Source organism: Paenibacillus sp. 1001270B_150601_E10 (assembly GCF_015558675.1).
GTDB lineage: Bacteria > Bacillota > Bacilli > Paenibacillales > Paenibacillaceae > Paenibacillus_B.
Window position 1 is genome coordinate 115048 of sequence record NZ_JADMOL010000011.1, and the last position, 6090, is coordinate 121137.

Annotated in this window: 6 protein-coding genes and 4 tRNA genes; 4 read left to right on the forward strand and 6 right to left on the reverse strand. The window is 46.8% G+C overall.

Translation table 11 applies throughout. The features are described 5' to 3' along the window. Positions 1-41: 41 nt before the first annotated feature. Both I2H74_RS20190 and I2H74_RS20195 read left to right on the forward strand, forming a co-directional pair. A complete protein-coding gene (locus I2H74_RS20190) occupies positions 42-701 on the forward strand; it encodes a hypothetical protein (protein ID WP_195576045.1) in 660 nt (219 codons plus the stop codon). Between the two features lie 94 nt (positions 702-795). Then, on the forward strand, positions 796-1779 hold the full coding sequence (locus I2H74_RS20195) for a CgeB family protein (protein WP_195576046.1): 984 nt from the start codon (positions 796-798) through the stop codon (positions 1777-1779). 125 nt (positions 1780-1904) lie between these two features. Here the strand turns inward: I2H74_RS20195 and I2H74_RS20200 are convergent, their stop codons facing one another. Further along, the gene (locus I2H74_RS20200) at positions 1905-2255 is read right to left on the reverse strand and encodes a DUF1360 domain-containing protein (protein ID WP_195576047.1); all 351 of its coding nucleotides are present in this window, start codon (positions 2253-2255) and stop codon (positions 1905-1907) included. A gap of 153 nt (positions 2256-2408) precedes the next feature. Between I2H74_RS20200 and ytxJ the strand changes: the two genes are divergently transcribed. Together ytxJ and I2H74_RS20210 are read left to right on the forward strand one after the other, a co-directional pair. After that, positions 2409-2795 carry a bacillithiol system redox-active protein YtxJ gene (gene ytxJ / locus I2H74_RS20205; RefSeq protein ID WP_195576048.1) on the forward strand — a complete coding sequence of 129 codons (387 nt, stop codon included), beginning with the start codon at positions 2409-2411 and terminating at the stop codon, positions 2793-2795. Further along, positions 2792-3808, forward strand: a complete 1017-nt coding sequence (locus tag I2H74_RS20210) for a tetratricopeptide repeat protein (RefSeq protein ID WP_195576049.1) — start codon at positions 2792-2794, stop codon at positions 3806-3808. The genes ytxJ and I2H74_RS20210 overlap by 4 nt, the downstream gene beginning before the upstream one ends. Before the next feature lie 229 nt (positions 3809-4037). Here the strand turns inward: I2H74_RS20210 and I2H74_RS20215 are convergent, their stop codons facing one another. The 5 genes from I2H74_RS20215 to I2H74_RS20235 form a co-directional block, all read right to left on the reverse strand. Further along, positions 4038-5372 (reverse strand): MATE family efflux transporter, encoded by a 1335-nt coding sequence (locus I2H74_RS20215; RefSeq protein ID WP_195576050.1) that lies wholly within the window; start codon positions 5370-5372, stop codon positions 4038-4040. A gap of 323 nt (positions 5373-5695) precedes the next feature. Further along, positions 5696-5771: transfer RNA gene (locus I2H74_RS20220), tRNA-Lys, on the reverse strand. 4 nt (positions 5772-5775) lie between these two features. Then, positions 5776-5850 (reverse strand) — tRNA-Glu (locus I2H74_RS20225). Between the two features lie 16 nt (positions 5851-5866). After that, positions 5867-5943, reverse strand: a tRNA-Asp gene (locus tag I2H74_RS20230). A gap of 10 nt (positions 5944-5953) precedes the next feature. After that, positions 5954-6030, reverse strand: a tRNA-Met gene (locus I2H74_RS20235). Positions 6031-6090: the final 60 nt, after the last annotated feature.

The window sequence follows — 6090 nt, forward strand, 5'->3', positions numbered from 1 at the left end:
GTTATTGAATTTGAATTCTACAAAGGAGGCTTGAAACCTTAATGGAGAGCAAATTAGTCCAAGGTCAACAGGTCCCGGAATATTTGCCTCTACCCTCTCTGGAGTGTATTGAGGTTCCTAAAATATTCGACTGGGTGTTGAAAGTAACCCAAATCGTCGACGAATCTACGATCGACCCTGCACTGTGCTTGCCATTACCAAGCTCTTTTAGAGTCGAAGTAGCAGTGTTGGATGTAGAATCGGTTGAGAAGCCGGGCTCTATTAGAGAAAACATTGTTGTAACTGTAGGTACAACGCCTGTCACATTGCAAAGAGTCATTATCCGCAAGTCTGGTACGTATGAAGTAACGATTATTGATACGTCTGTTGTACCTAACGTCGTTCATTGCCGTTACACGAAGAGCTTTGTTCGCTTTGAAAAGGTTCTTCTCTGCGCGCCTCCTGGAACAGACGTCAATGTCCACATTGTTCCGACTGCTACTCGGATCGAAGTGTTGGACGTTGTCGACGACACCTTCGTCAACGTGGACATCGTAATCTGCCAAAGCATTCAAGTAACGGCGATTGTTAAGCTCATCATCGAAGCTGAGCTTTGCCAACCTCGTCCAGAGATTCCTATCCCAGAGAATCCTTGCGTGGTTACATTCCCGCCGCAGTGCCCAGACATCTTCCCTGGCGTCCCTTATCCATTCCCGACTTAAACCGAAGTTCGACCAATTGTACAGACCGTTGTGGGGTGGTAGACCAACCATCCCTTTTTTCATCTAAAGTCCTTAGCAAAGCGGAGGTTCCGCTATGAAACTGTATTATATTACGTCAGGCTACCGCAGGCCCATTGATATATTGGACAATGCCCTAATCAAGGCGCTGATCGCCTCGGGGTACGAGATCGAGTTTTTTCTGACGAATCGCCGACCGATCACCGAACTCATACCTGATATCAAAAAGCATGCGCCTGATCTTGTGATCACCTTATGCGGGCCCAAGTCCCATCTTCCTGTATCGATCATTCATGGCATCCGAAGTCTAGGCCTTCGAACGGCGGTCTGGTTTGTTGACGATCCTTATGCCATCGATAACGCGCTTGAGGTGGCGGCAGCCTATGATTATGTGTTTACAATTGATTCTGGCTGCATCCCCTACTATGAAGCGAGTGGCTGCAAGCAGGTCTTTCATCTTCCATTGGGGACTGATCTCGATATTTTCCGTCCTTATGCTGTCCATCCTTCGTATGCGACCGATGTCTGCTTTATCGGCACAGGCTACAAAAATAGGCTGGAGACGATGCAGGAGATGCTTGCCTACATTCAGGAGCCGATTCGCGTGCACCTGATCGGGCATTTTTGGGAGCATGTAGACTGGTCCCAAGGCGTTCGTCCGAAGCTTCGAAGCAAATGGATCAATTTCACGGAGACACCTCGATACTTCAATGGAGCCAAAATCGTACTTAATCTTCACCGAAGTGAAGACGATCGCTATTTAGATAAAAATCGTACAGGTGCACCTGCGCATTCCATCAACAATCGAACCTTTGATATTTCCGGATGTCGTGCCTTTCAGCTTATAGACTACCGATCAGATCTTGCATCCTATTATGAACCGGATAAAGAAATTGTCGGCTTTCATACACCTAAGCAGGGTGCCGAGCTCATTCTCAATTATCTCCATCAGGATGGGGCAAGACTAGACATTGCGGAACGTGCCTACAGGCGCACAATTAACGAACATACCTTTTTGCACCGAATTGCTAGTATGATGTCCATCCTTGCTCTCGTCTAAGAAGATTCACCACCTTCTTTGCTGTATCATATGCTAGGAAAGAGTTAGAAGAGACTGACGATTGTCCTGTCTCTTCTGAAATCAATGTTTATCCCGTCTCTTCGAGAAAGGGTAAGCAATAGCGCTTACCCTTTCACGAAAGACTCTACGATTCCCGCAGCTCCTGCAAGAGCTAAGATCCAGATCAGCGGGGCGCTTATAAATAGAGGCATGAACAGATAAATCAAGACGATCGCCGCTGAAGCCCATACCCCAGTACACCAATAACAGCTTAACAGCTTTCCCATAAAGCGATGAAAGGCACCACCCTTCTGCTCAAGGACAGCGACTAGCATTCCTTTATCATTCATCTCCAATTTCTCTTCGATAAAGGGCTTGCGGATAAATGAGGTAATCTCGTCGAACACCAATAATCGTGTCAGGCGATAGGTTGCAAGAAAAAGCAGCAGAAACGTAAACCCATCCAGCGTCCACATCTTTCGTTCTCTCCTTTTCATTCGAACTTCGATGCTGCAATAGTGTATGACTTAGATGGCATGGCTAGAACGTAGATAATCAAGTGATACATAGCTGCTAACTACCTTGCTAACCTTCAGCCTCTTCGCAGTCTAGAACAGGAGGAATTACTCATGGCAGGATTAATGATTGTTCAAACACTTGAGCAGTTGCAGGCCGTTATTGAGGAATCCAATACCAAGCCTGTGCTGCTTTACAAGCATAGCAGTCAATGCGGATCAAGCCGTGTTGCTCACTCTGGGCTTAATCTATTTATAAGTCGTTACGCCCCTATAGCCAATCAGATCAGCATCTACGTCGTTCGCGTTCTCGAGGAGAAGCATTTATCCGCTCAAGTCACCGCTCAATTTGGAATACCTCACGTATCCCCGCAAATTCTGCTTATTGATCAGGAGCGAGTCGTCTGGCATGCCTCCCATCAGCACATCAATTCATCGAATCTGTACCAAGTTACGCTCAAGCTGCTTCAATCCAAGCATCAAGGAGGGGGTACAACATGAAGTCTTTACGGATCAGCCTTTGTATTGTCTCTAATCATGGAGGTACTCTGCTAGAAGAGACGATTGCCTCTGCTGCTCCTTATATTGAGGAATTAATTATTCTGGATCGCTCAAGGTCGCCATGGACATTTTCCTTATCCAATCAATATAACGCCAAGCTGGTTCTGCTTCCTCAGGATCGATCAGAGCGTGATGTTCAAATAGAAGCTATTCGCCAAGCCTCATGCGACTGGATGCTGTTGCTGCAAGAAGGGGATCGTCTTGCGGTTACGGAGGAATGGGATTCGTTCATGGATGACGTTGAAGCATATCGTACTGCATTCATCCGTTATCGAGGCAAGCTAGTGCTAACGGAGCCGGATGCTTCACTTGTAGCTCAATCCCTCCCCGTATTGTTTCATCTATCCTCCAATCGAATGATTGAGGATTATTACGTTCGCCAGTTGGATCGGATGGAGAATGTGGATTTCGTTAGTACGACGGAATGTCCAATCACAATCCATCGGACCCGGACTTTAACTCAACTGCAAGCGCAGCTTGAGCATCTAACCGAAGGCAGTGCCGGTGAACGCTCTTACTGGCAAGGACAGATAGAATATTATGAAGGAAACTACGAGGAAGCCATTGCTTCTTTACAAATAGCTCTTATGGAGCTCCCTATAACCTCTATCTATTCCAGTCATGCAAAACTTCGGCTGGCTCAGTGCTGCCTAATGCTTCAGCTAATGGAGCCTTGCCTTCATACGATAGATGAGGCATTGCAAATGGATCCGGATTATGCAGACCTCCATTATGTTCGAGCTCTTGCCTACATCTACGAAGAGCAATATGAAGAAGCGGCCGATTCCCTGCTTCAAGCTGCGGCAGCCATGAGCATGCGCAGTTATTATTTATCGGATGCGAGCTTAGATCCGCATCAATGCTACCGGCTCGCAGCATCCTGCTACAGTAAGCTTCAGCATATGGAGAAAATGATGGAACTGATGGAGATCGTGCTGACTGAGCCTATCTAAAGAGCCCTACTGGCTTGCAGCTATTTTCAACGAATATATATCGTGTGTCTAGCTATGGGCTGTGGTTGTTCAAGCTGAAAGGTACATTCCAAAGTGGTTAGATCGCTTGACCGAGGCTTAGTAACACGGAATGAACGTATACTGTTCAAATAAAAAAGGTTGGAGAACGCTCACTAATGTGAGGTCTCCAACCTTTTTTATCGAATATCCACTTCAATCAATCATATTTTTATACTCGGTAATAAATTCTCTTCGCCGTCGCAAAGTAAGCGATCGCGAGCGGGATGCATGCCCCAAGCCAGGCGAATGGATTCGCTAGGCAGACGCCAGAAAAGCCTAAATATTCAGCCAGCACAATAGCCGCAAAAATGCGCATAATCAGTTCCATCACGCCAGCAAAAGTCGGTATGAAGCTTTTCCCTAATCCCTGCAGCGTGAAGCGGAATATGAATAAAAGCGCCAATACAAAATACATAACGCTATTGATAACCAGATACGTCTGAGCGAGCTCTATCACTTCAGGATGCCCAGGCCCTACAAACATTTCAACCAATTTATGTCCGGCAGCAATAATGATGATGCCTACCACAATGCTAAATCCAACGGACATCATACAGCACTGCTTTACGCCTTGCCGTATTCGGTCAAACTTTCTCGCCCCATAGTTCTGCGCAACATACGTTGCCATCGTCATGCCAAATGAAGCCATTGGCATCGTGGCTACCATATCGATTTTCTGTGAGGCGGTATAGGCCGCAACCGACAAGGAGCCTAGATTGTTTAGTGCAGCTTGCAGAACAATCGCGCCAATGGCAATGATGGAGGATTGAAAGCCCATTGGAAGCCCTAGGCGTACATGTTCAAGCAGCGCGCTCCTCTCTGCTCGCCACTCTGCCTTCGATAGCCTTACAATCTGAAGCTTTTTGACCATATGTATCAGACATAGGATGCCCGAGACTAACTGCGAAATGACCGTTGCATAAGCGGCTCCCTCCACTCCCATGGAGAAGACGAGGATAAATAATAAATCGAGCACAATGTTAAGCAAACATGCAATGACAAGAAATATCAGCGGTGTACGGCTGTCGCCAAGCGCACGAATAATGTTGGAAAGCAGATTGAACAGCACTGACGCTGCGATTCCCCAATAAATAATGACGATGTACCGATGAGCATCATCGATAATTTCTTGAGGCGTATGCATCCATTCCAGAATAGGACGCGCATAAATGACGCTGACAGCCGTTAATAGGATCGCAATAAGAGCACTGAGCAGAGCGCTGACCGCGATGCTTTGCCTCACTCCTCTTTCATCGCCGGCGCCAAAGCGCTGGGCCGTTACAATAGAGAACCCCACGGTTAACCCTTGTGCAAACCCAATGATCAAAAAGGTAATGCTTCCTGTTGCTCCTACGGCTGCTAGGGCTTCCACTCCAATCGTCCTTCCGACGATCAGCGTATCTGCCATGCTATACAGCTGCTGAAACAAATTACCGATCAACAGAGGAATGGTGAACATAAAAATAAGCTTTGCGGGATGGCCCTCTGTCATACTTTTTAGCATGTTTCATTCTCCTGACTGTATTGTGAGATTAAGATGCAGGGCAACAACATTCAAACTTATAAATTATAGCGTTTTAACATTTGCTTAAATGACGATCACACCCTGCTATCGACTATTTCACGGTTGATCTGTTCAACCAGTAAATATTTGAAACTTTGCTCCTATTTGCATTATCCTAAATGTTCTTACCCGTTTATGCAATGCTATTTTTATATATTGTGGAAAAAAGAATGTGTGTCAATTCAGTAGAGAAGGGTGTATACAGCAAAAAGCCTCTGAGAATCTCAGAGGCTAAGCCGCAAGTGCGACGTCATGTATGAAACTGGTGAGCCATGAAGGACTCGAACCTTCGACACCCTGATTAAAAGTCAGGTGCTCTACCAACTGAGCTAATGGCTCTTAGTGGTGACCCGTAGGGGATTCGAACCCCTGTTACCTCCGTGAAAGGGAGGTGTCTTAACCCCTTGACCAACGGGCCTCACTTAATATTAAAATGGCGGAGCTGACGGGATTCGAACCCGCGGTCTCCTGCGTGACAGGCAGGCATGTTAGGCCTCTACACCACAGCTCCATATGCATTTTGGTTGCGGGGGCAGGATTTGAACCTACGACCTTCGGGTTATGAGCCCGACGAGCTACCGGACTGCTCCACCCCGCGATATTATGGTGGACGCTGACGGGATCGAACCGCCGACCCTCTGCTTGTAAGGCAGATGCT